The organism is Vibrio sp. QJM3NY_27 (assembly GCF_057785955.1).
Window position 1 is genome coordinate 241,826 of record NZ_CM173512.1, and the last position, 17,607, is coordinate 259,432.

The 17,607-nt window shown below is 42.0% G+C and carries 16 protein-coding genes; 12 read left to right on the forward strand and 4 right to left on the reverse strand.

Annotation, left to right across the window (positions count from 1 at the left end; genetic code table 11):
• Positions 1-8 precede the first annotated feature (8 nt).
• Together ulaA and AC3CIA_RS16975 are read left to right on the forward strand one after the other, a co-directional pair.
• Positions 9-1,265 (forward strand): PTS ascorbate transporter subunit IIC, encoded by a 1,257-nt coding sequence (ulaA, locus tag AC3CIA_RS16970; RefSeq protein WP_004729966.1) that lies wholly within the window; start codon positions 9-11, stop codon positions 1,263-1,265.
• Positions 1,262-1,711 carry a PTS sugar transporter subunit IIA gene (locus tag AC3CIA_RS16975; RefSeq protein WP_488519323.1) on the forward strand — a complete coding sequence of 150 codons (450 nt, stop codon included), beginning with the start codon at positions 1,262-1,264 and terminating at the stop codon, positions 1,709-1,711. The genes ulaA and AC3CIA_RS16975 overlap by 4 nt, the downstream gene beginning before the upstream one ends.
• A gap of 164 nt (positions 1,712-1,875) precedes the next feature.
• Here AC3CIA_RS16975 and AC3CIA_RS16980 read toward each other — a convergent pair whose 3' ends face one another.
• Complete coding sequence (locus AC3CIA_RS16980) at positions 1,876-3,141, reverse strand: HD-GYP domain-containing protein (protein WP_171316501.1); 1,266 nt, start codon at positions 3,139-3,141, stop codon at positions 1,876-1,878.
• A 225-nt stretch (positions 3,142-3,366) separates the two neighbouring features.
• Here AC3CIA_RS16980 and AC3CIA_RS16985 point away from each other — a divergent pair, with 225 nt between their 5' ends.
• Positions 3,367-3,903 carry a GNAT family N-acetyltransferase gene (locus AC3CIA_RS16985; RefSeq protein ID WP_171316499.1) on the forward strand — a complete coding sequence of 179 codons (537 nt, stop codon included), beginning with the start codon at positions 3,367-3,369 and terminating at the stop codon, positions 3,901-3,903.
• A gap of 103 nt (positions 3,904-4,006) precedes the next feature.
• Here the strand turns inward: AC3CIA_RS16985 and AC3CIA_RS16990 are convergent, their stop codons facing one another.
• Positions 4,007-5,356, reverse strand: a complete 1,350-nt coding sequence (locus tag AC3CIA_RS16990; protein ID WP_054547151.1) for a sensor histidine kinase — start codon at positions 5,354-5,356, stop codon at positions 4,007-4,009.
• Positions 5,349-6,038, reverse strand: a complete 690-nt coding sequence (locus tag AC3CIA_RS16995) for a response regulator transcription factor (RefSeq protein WP_054547152.1) — start codon at positions 6,036-6,038, stop codon at positions 5,349-5,351. The genes AC3CIA_RS16990 and AC3CIA_RS16995 overlap by 8 nt, the downstream gene beginning before the upstream one ends.
• 812 nt (positions 6,039-6,850) lie before the next feature.
• On the opposite strand from AC3CIA_RS16995, the gene AC3CIA_RS17000 reads away from it, so the two are divergent.
• From AC3CIA_RS17000 to AC3CIA_RS17040, 9 genes are all read left to right on the forward strand, one after another.
• Complete coding sequence (locus tag AC3CIA_RS17000; protein ID WP_488519324.1) at positions 6,851-8,857, forward strand: putative bifunctional diguanylate cyclase/phosphodiesterase; 2,007 nt, start codon at positions 6,851-6,853, stop codon at positions 8,855-8,857.
• 250 nt (positions 8,858-9,107) lie between these two features.
• The gene (locus AC3CIA_RS17005; protein ID WP_488519325.1) at positions 9,108-9,587 is read left to right on the forward strand and encodes a type II secretion system protein; all 480 of its coding nucleotides are present in this window, start codon (positions 9,108-9,110) and stop codon (positions 9,585-9,587) included.
• Between the two features lie 851 nt (positions 9,588-10,438).
• The gene (locus AC3CIA_RS17010) at positions 10,439-12,184 is read left to right on the forward strand and encodes an EAL domain-containing protein (RefSeq protein ID WP_488519326.1); all 1,746 of its coding nucleotides are present in this window, start codon (positions 10,439-10,441) and stop codon (positions 12,182-12,184) included.
• 222 nt (positions 12,185-12,406) lie between these two features.
• On the forward strand, positions 12,407-12,778 hold the full coding sequence (locus AC3CIA_RS17015) for a GntR family transcriptional regulator (RefSeq protein ID WP_004729948.1): 372 nt from the start codon (positions 12,407-12,409) through the stop codon (positions 12,776-12,778).
• Positions 12,775-13,629 carry an ABC transporter ATP-binding protein gene (locus AC3CIA_RS17020; RefSeq protein WP_488519327.1) on the forward strand — a complete coding sequence of 285 codons (855 nt, stop codon included), beginning with the start codon at positions 12,775-12,777 and terminating at the stop codon, positions 13,627-13,629. Before AC3CIA_RS17015 ends, AC3CIA_RS17020 begins: the two co-directional genes overlap by 4 nt.
• Positions 13,629-14,486, forward strand: a complete 858-nt coding sequence (locus tag AC3CIA_RS17025; RefSeq protein ID WP_428786045.1) for a hypothetical protein — start codon at positions 13,629-13,631, stop codon at positions 14,484-14,486. Before AC3CIA_RS17020 ends, AC3CIA_RS17025 begins: the two co-directional genes overlap by 1 nt.
• Positions 14,487-15,425: 939 nt before the next feature.
• Positions 15,426-15,713: a putative quinol monooxygenase gene (locus AC3CIA_RS17030; protein ID WP_488519328.1), complete on the forward strand. Its 288-nt coding sequence runs from the start codon at positions 15,426-15,428 to the stop codon at positions 15,711-15,713.
• Positions 15,713-16,267: a nucleotidyltransferase family protein gene (locus AC3CIA_RS17035; protein WP_488519329.1), complete on the forward strand. Its 555-nt coding sequence runs from the start codon at positions 15,713-15,715 to the stop codon at positions 16,265-16,267. Before AC3CIA_RS17030 ends, AC3CIA_RS17035 begins: the two co-directional genes overlap by 1 nt.
• A gap of 202 nt (positions 16,268-16,469) precedes the next feature.
• Positions 16,470-16,907 (forward strand): bifunctional diaminohydroxyphosphoribosylaminopyrimidine deaminase/5-amino-6-(5-phosphoribosylamino)uracil reductase RibD, encoded by a 438-nt coding sequence (locus tag AC3CIA_RS17040; RefSeq protein ID WP_054547159.1) that lies wholly within the window; start codon positions 16,470-16,472, stop codon positions 16,905-16,907.
• Positions 16,908-16,924: 17 nt separating this feature from the next.
• Here AC3CIA_RS17040 and AC3CIA_RS17045 read toward each other — a convergent pair whose 3' ends face one another.
• Positions 16,925-17,377 (reverse strand): NUDIX hydrolase, encoded by a 453-nt coding sequence (locus tag AC3CIA_RS17045; protein ID WP_488519330.1) that lies wholly within the window; start codon positions 17,375-17,377, stop codon positions 16,925-16,927.
• Between the last annotated feature and the right edge of the window lie 230 nt (positions 17,378-17,607).

Below are 17,607 nucleotides of genomic sequence, written 5' to 3' on the forward strand. Positions count from 1 at the left end.
GTCAAATTATGCAAAACTTTTTCGAATTCATGCTCGGATTATTAAAAGAGCCAGCAATCATGGTAGGTTTAATTGCTTTCATTGGCCTTGTTGCACAAAAAGCTGATATTTCTACCATTCTAAAAGGCACAATTAAAACCGTAATGGGTTTCCTAATTTTAGGTTTTGGTGCTGGCGCTCTTGTTGGCGCACTAAATAACTTCTCAGTTGTATTTACTGAAGCATTCGGCGTAAGTGGTGTTATTCCAAATAACGAAGCAATTGTTGCATTAGCACAAGAAGCATTCGGTTATGAAATGGCTCTAATTATGTTCTTCGCATTCGTTGTGAATATTTTATTGGCTCGCATTACTCCTTTAAAATATATTTTCTTAACGGGTCACCACACAATGTTCATGTCTATGCTAGTAGCGGTAATTCTGTCTACAGCAAACATTGAAGGCACTGCTCTAGTCGCAATTGGCTCTATCATTGTCGGTACACTAATGGTTGTGATGCCAGCGCTAGGCCAAAAGTACACTGAAAAAGTAATGGGTACTGATCAACTGGCTATCGGTCACTTCTCGACACTGTCTTACATCGTGTCTGGCTTCATTGGTAGCAAATTCGGTGACACATCAAAATCAACAGAAGACATCCAAGTTCCTAAAAGCTTAATGTTCCTGCGTGATACGCCAGTAGCCGTAGCAACAACAATGGCAATCTTCTTCATGCTTGCGTCTATTATTGCGGGCGGCGAGTTTGTAGAAACAGTATCAAGCGGTCAAAACTGGGTTGTGTTTACCTTCATGCAATCTCTAATCTTTGCAGGTGGTGTTTACATCGTATTGCAAGGTGTGAAGATGCTAATTGCTGAAATCGTTCCTGCATTTAAAGGTATTTCTGACAAACTAGTTCCGGGTGCAAAACCTGCTCTCGATTGCCCAATGGTATTCCCTGTAGCCCCAAACGCGGTACTTATCGGTTTCCTTTGTTCTTTCGCTGCTGGTCTACTAGCAATGGCAGTACAAGGTGCACTTGGTTGGACAATCATTGTAGCGGGCGTGGTACCTCACTTCTTCGTTGGTGGCGCAGCTGGTGTTTACGGTAACGCAACAGGCGGTTTACGCGGTGCAATCCTAGGTTCATTCACGCAAGGTCTGTGTATCTCTTTCCTACCGATGCTGCTACTTCCTGTACTGGGTGGCCTGGGTCTTGAAGCAACAACGTTTGCTGACTTCGACTTCGGTGTTGTTGGTCTGATTCTAGGGTGGATTGTTTCATGAGCCTATTCGATTTAATCGGTGACCAAGGCGTTATCATCAACTCTGAAGAAAACCTAACGGTTGATGCTGCGATTGATTTAACCTGTTCAACACTGCTAGCAAGCAACAAAATTGAAGCTAGCTATGTTGAAGCTATCAAACAAAAGCACAAGGACATTGGCGCGTACTATGTTCTAGCACCAAAGATTGCGATGCCTCATGCTCGTCCTGAAGATGGTGTGAACGAAGCATCACTACAGGTGACAGTATTCAAAAAGGGTGTTGATTTAGAGTCGGAAGACAACGGTGACGTTTACCTTTCAATCACTCTGGCAGCGATGGACTCAGACAGCCATATCCATACTATTATGGCGCTATCAGAGTTGTTCCAAAATGATGATGACATTGATGCCATTATCGCAGCGGAAACAGAGCTAGAGATCATCGAGATCTTTAAACGATACTAGCTTCAATTTTTAGGCCTTAACCTTTAGTTCCTACTGATGTTTATCTCCTGAAAGCCCCCACTAAAAAAGCGATAGCCTCGGCTATCGCTTTTCTGTTTCTGGTGATTGGTCATTTCTCATCGAGTATGAGTGAAGGCATCACACCTCGAAACCATTCACTAGCGTTAAAACGCGTACATTCTTTTATCAGTTGATAACTCGAAACAGTACTGTGCGTGTTTTTCAAGACATTCAAACACTTCTCGATCTAACTTATAGTTTTCAACATAGTCTCTCAAAATAGCCATCGTCTGTTCTAACGTCATACCAGCACGATAAGGACGTGATTGAGATAATGCTTGGAATACATCTACCACAGCGACGATCCGACTCGGTTGATCCAGCTCTTCCGCCGTTTTACCCATTGGGTAACCTGATCCATCTAACCTTTCATGATGATTGGATGCCCATTGGCATACCTGAGGAGAACTAAACAGCTCTTGCAGTGCGAATCGAGTGTCCGTTGCGTGGCGTTTAATACAGCAATACTCCTCTTCGGTCAGCAAATCCGGCTTATGAAGAATGTCATTAGGTGTTTGCAGTTTGCCGATATCATGAACTAGCCCTGCTAAATAGAGTTTACGCTGAGTTGTGTATGAGTAACCCAACTGCTTGGCGAGATATTCAGAAAGCTGCCCGACTTTCAACGAATGCTTAAAAGTAAACGAACTTTTTGTATCAACAACATTGGCGATAAACTCGGCAAAGGCCACCGTCTCGTCCAGCGACATTTGCTGAGAGAAGAACGGCACAGGTTCGAAGTTATCCCTCATGTTCTCGATGTAAGGGATTTCCATCGAGAACCAAAAATCATCCAGATCGACCAGCTCACACATGTGTTGTACAAGGTTGGTTTCGAACATCTCATCCGCTTGTTCAGTCAAACGTTCAATAATGCTCGCTTTTCCATCTGGTGTTAAATTTCCATAACGATCAGAAGAGGTTATGCCGTATAGATAATCGACTCTGTCGGCAAGCATCACGATCGCGGCCAATTCTTTTTCTAACTCGCTGATATGAATCGCCTTTAACTCAGCCCACGGGGTATGATGATAAAGAACCGGCTTAGCGAATATAGAAAGAACTGGGCACTCTTTTAAGATTTGGTAGCCCTTCTGACAATGGTGATAGCTCGAGTCGGGCACAAACCCAGAAGTTAAGCTGAGCTGCTCATCAATTTGCGATACGCCACAGTCGTGAATTAACCCTAATGAGAACGCAAGTTGGGCCTGCTCTTCTTCCCACCCGACGCTCAGAGCACATCGATACGCGATATAACCTACCCTCTGCCCATGGTTTTTGCTTTCAAAACCGACGTTATCAAGCGCCTTAGCAATACCAAATAGAGCCTTTCTTAGGTCTACGGTTACCTCTTGGCAATGTTGAATCATTATTTAAGCCTAGCATTTTTATAGTTTTTATATATTTAGGCTGCTAATACTAATGCATAGCTAATGATTATATACACAACTATTGTAAGGTTTAATGAGTTTCGTGATAGAACTAACGTATCACGAAAAATCCGTGCTACAAGTGGTTGCATATTGAAAATCATGCGACATTATAGTCTGCCGACCAAAAATCACTAAATCATCAGCCAAAAGAAAAGGAAAGACATGTTTAAAACGATTATCGATAACGAACTATCCATCGCATTGGTTGAAGAGAGTTTCGCTTCTCACTATGCGGAAATTTCACGAAGTCAGAATGAGTATCTAAGCCAATGGCTTGTGTGGCCACCACATTGTAAAACCGAGCAAGACTTTAGGATCTTCATCCAGCGCTCGCTACACGATTATGCGGAAGGGAAAAGCATGACATGTGCGATTGTGTATAAAGACAATATCGTCGGTAACTGTAGCTTCAACACCATTGACCACAACAAACAGAAAGTCACGATAGGTTACTGGCTGTCTGAATCGTACCAAGGTAAAGGGATAGTCACCCGTGTGGTCGAAAAACTGATTGATATTGCTTTCAATGAGTTAGATATGGAAAAGATTGAAATATCAGCTGCCACTGAGAACATGAGCAGCCGTAAAGTTTGTGAGCGCTTACATTTCACGTTAGAAGGTATTATAACTCGTAATGAGAACTTGAATGGCCGCATCGTAGACCACGCCATTTATGGTCTTCATCGCTCTAAGCTCTAAGCAGTCACTATTATGTAAATGAGCATACTAAAAAGCCACGGTATTCGACCGTGGCTTTGTTATTTTACGAACCTAGAACCTAAGTAGCCCTCAGAGCGCCCAGTTATACGGTCTTAGGAATCACGATACTGAACTTAGCTCCACCATGGTTGCTGTCATCGATTTTGATATCCCAAGAAAGCTTTTTAGCCGCTGAAATCGCAATCGCGAGGCCTAACCCCAAACCACCCGTTGTTGAGGTTCTGCTTGAATCTAGACGGGAAAACGGAAGAAATACTTCATCACGACTGTCTTCTGGGATTCCAGAACCATTATCTTCAATAACCACTAGCCAATTTTCTGAATTCTCATCCAGTGTCATCCACACCTCATCGCGCGTGTAATTACCCGCGTTTTTGAGAATATTATCGAAGACCAAACGTGCCATTGAGCAGTCACACTTAATCTTGCAATCTTGCCCTACTTTGGATTCAAAGAGCACATTGTCTAACTGAGAGTAACGAATACGATCGAGACAGTACTCATGAAGATCAGAGGTCACTTTAACGAGCTCAAAGAATGAGTTATCCATGACATTCAACTTCGACAGCATGATAATTTCTGAAGTGAGATCGTTGATATCCTCAATGTAGGTATCAATATCATCGAAAAGCGCCTGATGATGGTCGGGGGCTCCCCTTCTTAGAATATCGGTCGCCAGCTGAATACGACTGAGCGGGGTGCGCACCTCATGTGGGATAGCTTGAGCAAAGATGTGGCTTTGTTTCACTTTGCTCTCGATCTCTTCCGCCATGAAGTTAAAGCTGCTGGCCAAATCAGACACAGGATGAATGTCGTCTAGATCAGAACGAGTACTGAGTTTCCCTCGACCAAACTGTTTTTGCTTCTCAACTAGCAACTCGATTCTTTCTTGAAAACGCCTCACAGGTAAGTAAACACTTGCGCCGATCGCGACAATAATGGCGAACAAAAGCCCGAGTAAAAAGTTTCTTTCTGAATCTTCATACCATTCAATTTCAGGAGAGAAAAAATCCCCTACCTCACTGAACGCGAAACTAAATTTAGAATTTGGAAGTTGAAACACCGCCGAGTACAGATCGTTATCACTGAGGTATATAGGTACACCATTTAAAGTGGTAAATAACTCGCATCGTTGGCATGGAGCCTCTCCCGACCAATTATCTAACAGGCGTAAATTGAAGATATAAAATTGTTGGTAGCCTGTTCTATCGAGTTCTTTATACAGTGAATTATATTGATTGTGCTGACGGGTATACTGCTCAACGAAGTAAATACCATCATTTAAGAAAGTTTCGATCTCGGTTCTTCGCATGTGCCCTTCACCTAGGTTCACAAACAAAAAGATCGTTGCCGACATACCAACCACAATCCCAAGATACAATCGGGCAAACATCGAAACAGAACGAAGTTTCGCAGTCATGAACTTACGCAACCAGCATGTACCCCTTATTGCGAACCGTACGGATCAACTGTTTGTCTTTTGCGTGAATGCGTAGTTTTCGTCTTAAACCGGAAACTCGCATATCAATAGAACGATCATTAAAAGCATAATCAATCCCTCTAAATAACTGACAGCACTGGTCTCGAGTCACGACCTGACAGATGTTATTCACAAGAAGGTTTAAGATTTCAAACTCGGCAGAAGTAAGCTTAAGGTTTTGCCCATACAGAGTGGCACTTTGAGCAATATTGTTGATCACAATATCGCATTGCTTTTCAGCCATTTTTTCTGGCGCGATAGCAATAGGAGCAGCTCGACGTAATAACGCTTCAATTCGCGCCAACAAAGCATGGCCACGAATAGGCTTTGCAACGTAATCATCCGCGCCAAACTTAAATAAGCTTACCTCACTCATTTCATCGGCAGAGGCGGTCAACACTAAAATTATTCCATTGTAAAACTCTCGAGCCTGACGGCAAATTTGAGCGCCACTCATGCCTGGAAGCATCAAGTCCAACAGCACTAAATCAGGTTCAATACTGCGGATCGCTTCAAGTGCTAAATTCCCTTCATGAACAACGCTAACATCGTAGCCTTCAGCTTCTAGGTAAAGCGTAGTTAAACGAGCTATCTCTTGGTCATCTTCGACAATGAGCACTTTGGTTTTCGACATTCCTATCACCCGTATTTATTAAAAGCGAGGGCAGTATATATACTGCTCATATATCATCAATGTTGTGCTTCGAGCCTCACTTTTACCGTACGCAAAACATTGTAATCACTTTTGTACATACACGTTTACAAAACGCAGTGCTTAACCACCAGTACTCCTTAGTTTAAGAAGGTTGGCCATCAATAACTCGCTATTCACGGTGTTTTAATTGCCTATACAACGCTTACGTTTGCTTTATTTTCTTACTCACACTTACATTTAAGGCATTTACAAAACCCAATCAAATCAACCCTCCAAATAGTAATGACTTGTCGGTTAATATCACTGACAAATGACAAATTTATAGGTTTAAAATCCAAATATAGCGTTCGACAGTCGAAAGAAATCGATTACGTTACTCACCAGCCAGTGTTTTGCATTTTCAGGGCCTCGGCAGGCGCTATTAAGCAATATCTTCTTCAAATAATATTCATGAAATTGATAATTCGATCCAGCATTTGCTAATCACCACTACCACACAGGGTCCACTTTAAGATGAATAAACCGCTTTCACTGTTACTGACCAGCCTCCCTTTATTTTCAACGCAGTTATTAGCTGATAGCAATAAACAAGAAATAGTGAATCCGATTCAAGCGCAGGCAAATTCTTGGATAAACATTCAGGTCGCGCCAAAAATAACATTCGTCAAAAGATGGGCTTCAACTGTGAGTTCTATAGCACGCTCCTTTCTGTAGCACTTTTTTCTTCTTCAACACGGCTTTTAACGGCTGTTGAAGACCAGAATTCAATTTGATAAGCGCCTACTGAATGCATGAGTTCGGTAGGCACTGTTCGACCAACACATCAGTTCACCGAGTTCAATATGATGACCAATTATCAACCTTTCGAGCATCTCAAGTGTCCTATTTGGATATATGATATTGATAATAAAAGAATAACTTGGGCAAATAGTAACGCGCTCCCCCTCTGGGAGTCTGAGTCGATGTTTGAGCTGACATCACGTGACTTTAGTGTCGAGATGTCAAAAGCGATAGAAGCAACACTGGAAGAATACCAAAGACAATTTCTACGTAACGAAAGCATCAAAACATGGTGGAACTTCACGCCAAACCACATTTCCAAACGTGCATTATGCCTATTTTCTGGGATCCCATTGCCCGATGGTCGAACTGGGATGTTGGTACAAGTCATTGCCGAAGAGGGCAGCCTAAAGCACGACTTAGCTTGCTCTGATGGCGCAAATCTATCCCTTCTATTTGATAACTCGGGAGACGTAGTGAGCGCTAACTCCGCATTCTTTCAAAGCTATGGTTCACCGTTTAGTACCCTATCCGACTTCGTTTCAAGTGAAGAGGCAGCAGCACAATGGTTGTTTGCTGCGCGTAAAGGCCGCGAGATTTTAGAGGAAGTCAGCTGCGAAATAGATAACAAAATTCATCACTTTGACGTTCAAGGAAAATGGCTATTTGATAAAAGCGAGCTTCTGTTAAACCTCACCTGTACAACTAAACAAAAAGAGAAACTGATCAAAGCCAGATACAACGCTGAGCACGACTGTTTAACTGAGCTTTATAATCGCCGCGGTATCACCAACCTTTTGGAAACCAGTATTGCCTATCGCTCGCCCTTTGAGTTGATGTTTGTCGACCTTGATGGCTTCAAATTGGTCAATGATACTTATGGACACAGTGTCGGTGACCAACTACTTAAGCAGGTTGGCGAACGTCTTAAACACCTCGTCGACGAAACGTGCATGATCGGTCGATTTGGTGGCGACGAATTCATTGTTATTGCCCACGCCTGCCGAAATCACAATATCCCGCTGCTCTGCTCTCGTATTATTGAAGCCTTGAACAAGAGTTTCCACATCAGAGGGATTGGCACCTTGTCTGTTGGTTGCAGCATCGGTACCGCTCATTTCCCTGATAATGCCATCGATCAAGAGTCACTGCTCAAGCAAGCAGGTATGGCGATGCATATGGCCAAAGCAAATGGACGAAATCGATTTCAAACTTTTACACCTTGTTTAGCACAAACCCTTCACCGCAAGGTAGAGATCCGTCATCGACTCACGCATGCCTTAGAGAATGACGACCTCAACCTTCATTACCAACCGATAATGAACACTAACAGCGACAAGGTGAAAGGATTTGAAGCCTTACTTCGATGGTCGGACGAAGAACTAGGTGACATAGCTCCTGACGAATTTATTACCTTAGCGGAGGAGAGTGGGCAAATAGTTCCTCTCGGAAAATGGGTTCTCAATTCCGCACTCAAACAGTTATCGATGTGGCAACGAGAGTTTGATAATGAGTTGATGATGAGCATCAATATCTCGAGTATTCAGATGCACGCTACCTTTGCCGAACAGTTATTGGCAATGCTGAACTTCTACAACATCCAGCCTCAAAGCGTTGCCCTTGAAATCACGGAGTCTTCCATGATCTTCAAGCATGGTGAAGTCAGACAAGCATTAAGTGATATATCAAAATTAGGCGTAGAACTTCACCTTGATGACTTTGGCACAGGGTACTCCTCACTCTCAATGTTGCATGACTTGCCAATTAGCACCGTTAAACTCGATAAAAGTTTTGTCCATGGTTCGCACAAAGGGAGCAAAGCAATAGTCCAAGCCACTCATGCTATCTGCGATAAACTGGGGCTAAAAGTAGTGGCTGAAGGCGTCGAGACAGAAACGCAAAAAGCGTTCTTGATCGATTGTGGATACCAGTATCTTCAAGGGTTCTTGTTTAGTAAGCCCATCCCGTCAAATGAAGTCGAAAGACAATTTTTAACAGATCGATTAATAGACATTTAAAAACCTATTTATCAATAAGTTAGAGTTTTTTAGCACTTCGTAGTCCAGAGAGTGATACCCACATCAACGCTTACGTATGCTTACATTGCGGCCAATAACGACAAGCCGAAGTTAAAGTATTGTTTATTATGCAATTATTGAGAACAATCAACCTGCAAGCCATATAACAGATATACCTACCTTCTGTAATGGCTTTGGTATTTAGATTACCCTCAAGCAGCCCCTCAATCAGATCAAATAATCGGTAAATATGAGAAGACAAAACGGCTTCACTCTCTTAGAACTTATCATCGCAGTCTTAATTTTAGCTATCCTGTCTACCACGGCTATGGTCAAGTTCTTAAACGTTCAAGGAAGCGCCCGTGCGAGTAAAATACACGACGTAGCGGGTAACCTACGTACCGGTATCGATATGATCTACGCCAAGTCTGCGATTGCTGGCGTTGAGGGAGAGTGCAACTATGTAGAAAAAACGGAAATTGAAACCTACTACGTCTGTCATGGCTACCCTATAGCTTATGTGGATTCACTCAGAAGGCTGCTCAATATCGACAGAACAGAGCTTCACGTGATCAACAAAGAAGTCGATTCTGGCAGCAATGCCGAAAGAGTAGCTGCTATCTCTTTTGACGCAGATAACTACACCTATTCACCTGAAGGTGACTTTTGTCAGGTACTCTATCAACCAGAAAAAGAACCTCAAATCGTCGTACTTGATGGCGCATGTTAAATACTCAACGATTTTACTCATTCAGAAGTTAGAGCTAAACCATCGAGACAGCTCTTTGAATATCATCTGGTTACGATAAATTTGTTCAAAAATAATACGAATAGGGTTAAGTTGTTGCTACTTACATCTTTAAGTGCTGTTTACGTTATAACATGAACTTAATTCATATCTTATTTTTTATAATTAGCCTGTAAAGATCTACATAGGTGCATTTCTGATATAGATATCAACAGTGTTTTGGTTAAACACCTTTCGTAAATAGATAGGTATAAATATATAATTATAAATAGCATCCTCGTGCTATCTAAAACTTCCCACCTAAAAATTTCATTATTTAATAATACGTAATAATACAAATAAAGCAGACTCAAAATACAATATTATCAATTCCATCATCTAGCCATATAATTCAATTACTAAAATCATGTCTTAATTAAGTTGTAATTAATATTACATAAATTGACATAATCTAAGTTTATCCTGAAAAATTCTGATAAATCTCACACATCAATAAACCGAATGAATACCATCAAAAGCTACATTAGAAACCTCTAAATCCAGTAGCTAAATCTTCCACATAGAAGCGGTGAAATGGATAAATACCAAAACAAATGGATAAATCCCTTTTATCCCTTGTAAATCATTGGCTTTCATTTATAAATTCAACTTTTGGATGAACATCTCCATAACCTTTCATTCAAGCCCAAATTCTGCGATTAGTATCAACATCTTAAGAGAAAATGGTGACATTTTGGTTATATTATTTGGAAAGGACTCTTAGGTTGAATGAAAATCCCAGCCAATACACATCAATCACATGAATATAATAACTGTCGCTTAGGAGTTGAGCCATGCACTGTTCTTTCAATATAAACAACAATAATGAGAGCTTGCAACTGATCTACAATGAAGAAAAAATATATATCAAGAACAACAGTAATAAGATATCAGAGGAAAGTCTTAATAGTAAAGAGAGTTTTGTATTCAAATATCTTATTGAGCACTCATCAATATCTAACCCTCAATCTGCACGAGATGTTGAAGAGTCTTTTAAATTACATTTTGATGAAGAGTTTAGTTTGTATGCACTAAAAAACATCATCGCCTCAATAAGAAAGAAGTATCGAAACTTATGTAAAAAAGCAAAGATAGATAATAATAGCGAACTTATCTCTAACCTTTATAAGGTGGGTTACTTCATCGATCTCGATAAGAGCTCTACAAACTGCATCGCACCAAAGTACGACATCAATCAATTCAAGCCCAGTCAGATAGAAATGTTGAAAATGATGTTCAATACCTATCATAGAGAACTGATTAAGGCTCTGATAACCGTGTTCACCGTCTCTTCATTTTTCCTCTTCGTTGTCTACTTTTTCCAAATCCTTTATACGACGAAGATTGCAGATGAATACAGCGAAAACACCAAACATATTGCTGAAGAAATCATGCTCTATGGTTGCGATAACCAAGGGGCTGTGCACTCATTAAGACATTCACTCAACCTAGATTCTGTCATCATGACTACGTCTTATGGTTCATGTTATATCTCCAAAACACGCTCGAAAATGGTAAACCTTGATCAAGTTGATGACTTTTACGATAGTACCGATTTCGCTTATTCACGCTTCGTAGATACTAAGCGTGACATTGACCTAACGGTGCGTATTTCTACACGCTCTATTGAAGCTCGATACAAGAACTCACTATTGCCGCTGTTAGTCGACTCGGTCTCGATCCAGAAGAATGGTTATTACATTCTGAACCTTGGTGAAGAAAGCAAAGCTATCTATCAAACACCACTGCCAACCGGTGCAACCATTACCTTTTACAGTGACGATATTGTCGTACTGTGGACTGCGCTTTCTCTGATTCTCGCCACACTGCTTTATCGCTCCTATATTCTGGGCTTTATGATCTACCTGTTTCGTTGGAAACACATCTCCTTTGAAGAAGAGCCCATCATCAACACCGAAGACAACAGCGTCCTGTATTACGAGTTGCTATCTCGAGTTCGTAACGTCGGCGTTTTAAGCTTCATCAACACCATGAGACGCACCAATTTACTCACCTTTCACACTATCTTGCTCATCGAGACGGTCAGAAAAGCCAAATTACACAACAGCCATGAGATCTATGGTGTCAACGTGTGTCCGAGCGCTTTGGTGGGGTCGAACTTCGCAAGGCTCAGAGAGCATTTGGCCGCGATGGAAGCGAATGAATTTGTCGTCGAGATTACTGAATATTCGAATATTGGCTATGGATGTGAGGTTATCGATAACATTAAGGATATCAAAAAGCTTGGTATCACTATCGCTCTGGATGACTTTGGTACGGGCAATAACAACATAGAAATCATCAATGTTATCTCTCCGGCCTATCTAAAACTGGATCGTTGCTTTGTTAAGGATATCGAGTCAGGAGAGCACCATCAGGGTGTATTGCTTAATATCTCTGAGATTGGACGCTTATCAAATATCACGATGATTTATGAAGGTGTCGAGACGCGCAGGCAACAATATATCTTGTGTCAGCTAGGCTACAACTTACATCAAGGCTATCTGTATAGCCGGCCCAATGACTCAGAGGAGCAGTAGGCTCCCCTAACAGAAATCTTGACGAGCAACCATTTCCTATTCAAATAATCATCGCTCATACAGCTGCTTGAAAGCCCACAAGGACGTAGGCTTCAAGTACCCTCCCCGCCAAACATGCTTTATCCAAATATAAAAATATCCGATCCATTTTCATAAAACCCTTGCCAATTCGAATAAAAAGGTTAGTGTTATACACATGTATATCACCATGCAATTTTAATTATGACCGAATGGAAAGACGACCAACCGATCTTTAGGCAGCTTGCCGCAAAGATCAGTGACCAAATTCTTCAAGGTGTTTGGTTAGAGCAACAAGCATTACCCTCTGTGCGTGCGGTTGCTGCCGATCTCAAGATCAACCACCTTACTGTCATGAAAAGCTATCAGTTACTGGTGGATGAAGACTTGGTAGAGAAAAAACGCGGCCAAGGCATGTATGTGGCCGAAGGGGCACTTCAAAAATTGAAAGAGTCTGCACACCAATCATTCATCAACACACAGATCCCAGCCATCGCTGAGACGCTAGGCATCATTGATATGAGTGTCGAAGAACTCGTGAAACAGCTAGCACAACATATAAAGGACAAGTCATGAGTACTTTACTTTCCGTGAAAAACGTAACCAAAACCTATTCAAATCAAGTGGGTGTCGAAAACATCAGCTTTGAGTTAAAGCCAGGGCAAGTACTTGGTCTGCTGGGCCACAATGGCGCAGGTAAATCGACTCTGATCAAATCACTGCTTGGTGGACACAACTATCAAGGTGAGATTGAAGTAAACGGCTACCACCCTATCCACCAGCACGCTGAGCTCATGCAGCACTTGTCGTACATCTCAGATGTTAACGTGTTACCAGAGTGGATGACCGTTAAACAACTGCTTCGATACACACAAGGTGTGCACCCTAGCTTCAACAAGCAAAAAGCAGAACACACGTTAAGCAGCACCAACATCAAGTTGTCTTCTACTATCAAGCAGCTTTCTAAAGGGATGAAAGTACAACTTCACCTTGCGATCATCATCGCGACTGACACTCAAGTGTTGATCTTAGATGAGCCAACGCTGGGCTTAGATTTGCTGTACCGCGATACTTTTTATCGCCACCTATTAGAATGGTTCCACGATGGCGAACGCGCCATGATCATTGCAAGCCATGAGGTTTCAGAAATTGAACACCTATTAACGGATGTACTGATTTTGAAGCAAGGTCATTGTGTACTGCAAAAAAGCATGGAAGACATCGAGCACGACTACTTCATTATCGAAGTCGCAAACAACCATTCAAGCGAGATACAGAAACTTAACCCACTCACCTCTCAGCCTGGGTTAGGGACGACTAAGTGGCTATTAGAAGGTCAATACAAAGCGCAGGTTGAATCACTGGGTAACATCTATAACGTTGGTCTAGCAGACCTATTCCTTGCAACACAGACGGAGAAGGCATAATGCATCCAAGTTTTTACATGCTAGAAAAAGAACTCATCGAGCACAAAGTTAACACTCGATTGCCTCTGTTTGTCGCATTATGTGGTTTCTTACTGTTCGTTGGTCTGTTCTTTAATGGCGCAGCGCAACATGAGTTTTTCTTTGAAATGCAAGTGAATGGTGACGTGAGCGACATTCACAGAGAGTTCGCACAAGATCTCAACTCAGTGATCTACTTTGGCGCGGGCCTTATTTCACTGATCCTGTCGACGCTTTACATCCCTAAAACGCTGCGTAAAGAACGCCAAGAAGGCAGTTCAATGTTTTGGCGAAGTATGCCGGTATCCAATGCAATGACTCACTGCGTAAAGCTAGGCTTCGGTTTAGTGGTTATTCCGGCTATCTGTGCGTTGTTAGTGCTGTTCGCAGATTTTCTATTCTGGATATTGAACGTCTCAAGTGAGCAACAACTGGCGCTATTGGTTGAGCAGCAATCTCTGTTTTATGTGCTGAGCAACTGGGTCGTGTTTTTTGGAAGAATGATGTTAGTTGCACTGGTTTTATTGCCACTGGCAACTGTCACTCTAGCTATTTCGCAGCTGGTGAACTCCCCATTGCTTGTCATTTTCATCTCAAGCTATGCGATTAAGTTCCTCTCTGTCGCCGTGTTTGGGTTCTATGGCATCAATGATTTCCTATCTCTCATCGCGTCATTACCAATGAATGTGCTCATAGCAAGCAACCCATTCAGCGCGATTGCAGAAGCGCCTATTTTATCTTTAGGTATTTACGCATTGATTGGTGTTGGTGGTTATCTACTGAGCCTGAAATTGAATAGAACGGACGATGTAAGCTTGAAGACGCTGTTCCAACGATAGAGTCATCTATCCTGATCGGATAACATCAGATATCAAAATCTAAATCAAAGCTTCTGAGAAATCGGGAGTTTTTTTTGATCACGACTTTGCGAATACCGATATGGGTAACAAGAACAAAGGGACAAAGGGACAAAGGGACAAAGGGACAAAGGGGTTTTAGTTAGGAGTAACAGAGTGAAGCAACAAGAGAATCTAAGAGGAGGTATTAATGAGCTGACATTGAATGCATTGTTGTTAATGCCTGTCAGCTCTTTGGAGGATGATTTCTTTAGTTGCCGACCAGATGAAGGTCCTTGAGAGTGCTAATGAAATCAATTTGTTACGTTTACATTTGATTAAGCTTTTCAGCTTTTTTTATCTTAAAGCTTTACGATTTAAAGCTTATTTCTTTGAAGCTTCTTTCGCTGTGTCTTTCCAGTATTGGATGCGAACGCGATGAAGCTGTGCTCTTCTCATTTTTTTCATAAGGGATATTTCCTTTTCTTTAACTGCTCTGCATGAGCTATTTTTATTGCCAACCATTCGAATCTAACGGTGTTTGATGTCCAGATCAATGATACAAATCACAAAATTTATAGAGTTTTGAGTACCATTTACATCAAAGTATGACCTAGCTATCAACTATGGCTCAATTTAATATCTTAAGCCGTTGTTCGAAATTTAGATTAGTTATCTCAGATGACAAATTCATTTCAGTATCAATACAGTTCAATGATACGTACTTAATAGACCGGACCAACGCGGATTTAGTTCCAGCATCTTATCTTTTATTACTCACCTCACCCATAAGGTTACAGCGTAACTAAGTCTATATTCAATGTGAACAATTAGTCGTCACATTAGCCTATACGTCACAACATCAAAATGGGATTATGTTTGTAACGGGTAGAGCTTTTTATAGAAGAAAGCCGTAGTGAATAAAATTAAATGGACGTAATTATGAGTAAAGTAATTCTGCAAGGGCATATTCTAGTGCCAGACAACGACCTAAAATCCGTCACACAAGCCTTGGTTGTGCATAAAGAACTAACACTCTCAGAACCCGGTTGTATCGTGTTTCGAGTCAGTCAAAGCTCACTTCAACCTAATCGTTTTGAAGTTTATGAAGAATTCACTAGCCGTGAGGCGTTTGAAGCGCACCAACAGCGAGTAAAAACTTCTGAGTGGGGTGAAACCTCCAAGAACGTGACACGTCATTACCAAATCACCGATGTTCCGACACCATAATGATTGACCCGCTAGCCAACCGTATCATCACATTGGTCAAGCAAGATCCATTGCGAATGAAGGTTTTAGACTGCGTCTCTCAACTGGGTTTACCACAATGCTATATCGCCGCAGGCTTTGTGCGAAATCTCGTTTGGGACTACCTACATGGTTTTCATTCCCCTACACCACTCAATGATATTGATGTGATTTACTTTGATCCCATTGATAGCTCTTACGAATCGGCTCTTCGATACGAGGCTCAGCTTCAAGAGTGGTTACCTGAATTGAATTGGCAAGTTCGCAATCAAGCCTGCATGCACACTAGAAATGGGGATGAGCCTTACCAAGGTTCATTGGATGCGATGAGTTACTGGCCAGAGAAAGAAACCGCCGTCGCCGTAAAGCAAAGCCCGACAGGAGAAATCGAGTGTATTTCCACTTTTGGTTTAGAGAGTTTGTTTGATTTGAAGATCACACCGAACCCCAATCGCAGCAAAGACGTGTTTGACCAACGAGTTCAGTCTAAGAACTGGTTAACTCATTGGCCCAAATTAGCGATTGGCCACAGTTAACGATTAACCACAGTGAGTTAATGAGCGGCTACAGTCAACTAGCGGCCAGATTCAAAATGAAAACCATTGACTAAAAGCCCAATCAGATCGAACATGCCCCCACTTGCTTAGCTTATTAGCTTAGTAAGTTAGTAACTAACCAAGTCATCAACCGCGCGCGGTCACTCACTGCTGCGCTCTCTCGTCATACTGAGTAACGACCATGAACCGACAATACATGCTGCAAGCTCTTGAAGCTTCGCGCCAAGCCCTACCCGATTGCCAACCAAACCCACCGGTGGGCTGTGTTTTGGTAAAGAACGATAAGGTGGTGTCTGTTGGGTACACACAAAAAGTCGGTGGAAACCACGCCGAGGTTGAAGCACTGAATGGCTATGACAGCAAAACGGACGGAACAATGGAAGAGGTTACCGCTTACGTAACTTTAGAGCCATGTTCATTTGTTGGCAGAACACCCGCTTGTGCCAATACATTGGTTAAAGCAGGTGTAAAACACGTAGTCGTGGCGATGCTAGACCCAGACCCTCGCAATAATGGTCGTGGTGTTGCGATACTTGAATCGCACGGCGTGAAAGTGGATGTAGGGCTATGCCAAGCACAAGTGAGCGCTTTTCTAACCCCGTATCTTGGTAAGTCTTAGCTCTTAAACAGCCAACGCTAACTCAATTTGACTCGATAAAGCGGATTGACTCGCTTATCGACAAAATACGACCAAATATGATCGTAGACGGCATGTTGGTTGGGGAACGGCGCAAGTGCTTTCGCTTCCTCTAAATCGCACCAGCGGTACTCTGTATGTTCGTCATTCAGTTCAATCGTTTGGTTGGGCGGGCATAGCACCGCAAACACAGGGATGAGCTGAATCACATTAACGTGAGCCTCGTAAAACTGCTCCAGAAACTGCGCGTTATACAAAGCTTTCACTTTAATTTGGGTCTCTTCTTCAAACTCGCGCACGATAGCCTGCCAGCCTGTTTCACCTGCTTCAATCGAGCCTGCGACATGGCACCAAAATTCGCCTTTCACACGCTTCATTAATAACATTTTCATTTGTCCGTCGATCTCTGAAATAGCGACACCGGATACAATCGAAGTATTGAGTGGAATCATAACGTTACCTTAGATTGAAAAAGAGGGCGGCAAGGCTACCACCCTTCATTTGTGAAGTTGTCTTCTTTGATTAAAAACGAGAGGCCACTCATCAATTTATAAACATCAAGCGTAACTCTTGAGGTTTGTATATCTAATAACAACCTTTGTACCCAGTCATTGAGCGATTCTTATTTGAGGCGTATTTCGATAAAGAGTAGAATCGCCGTCTTGTACTGTGTTTCTTCACT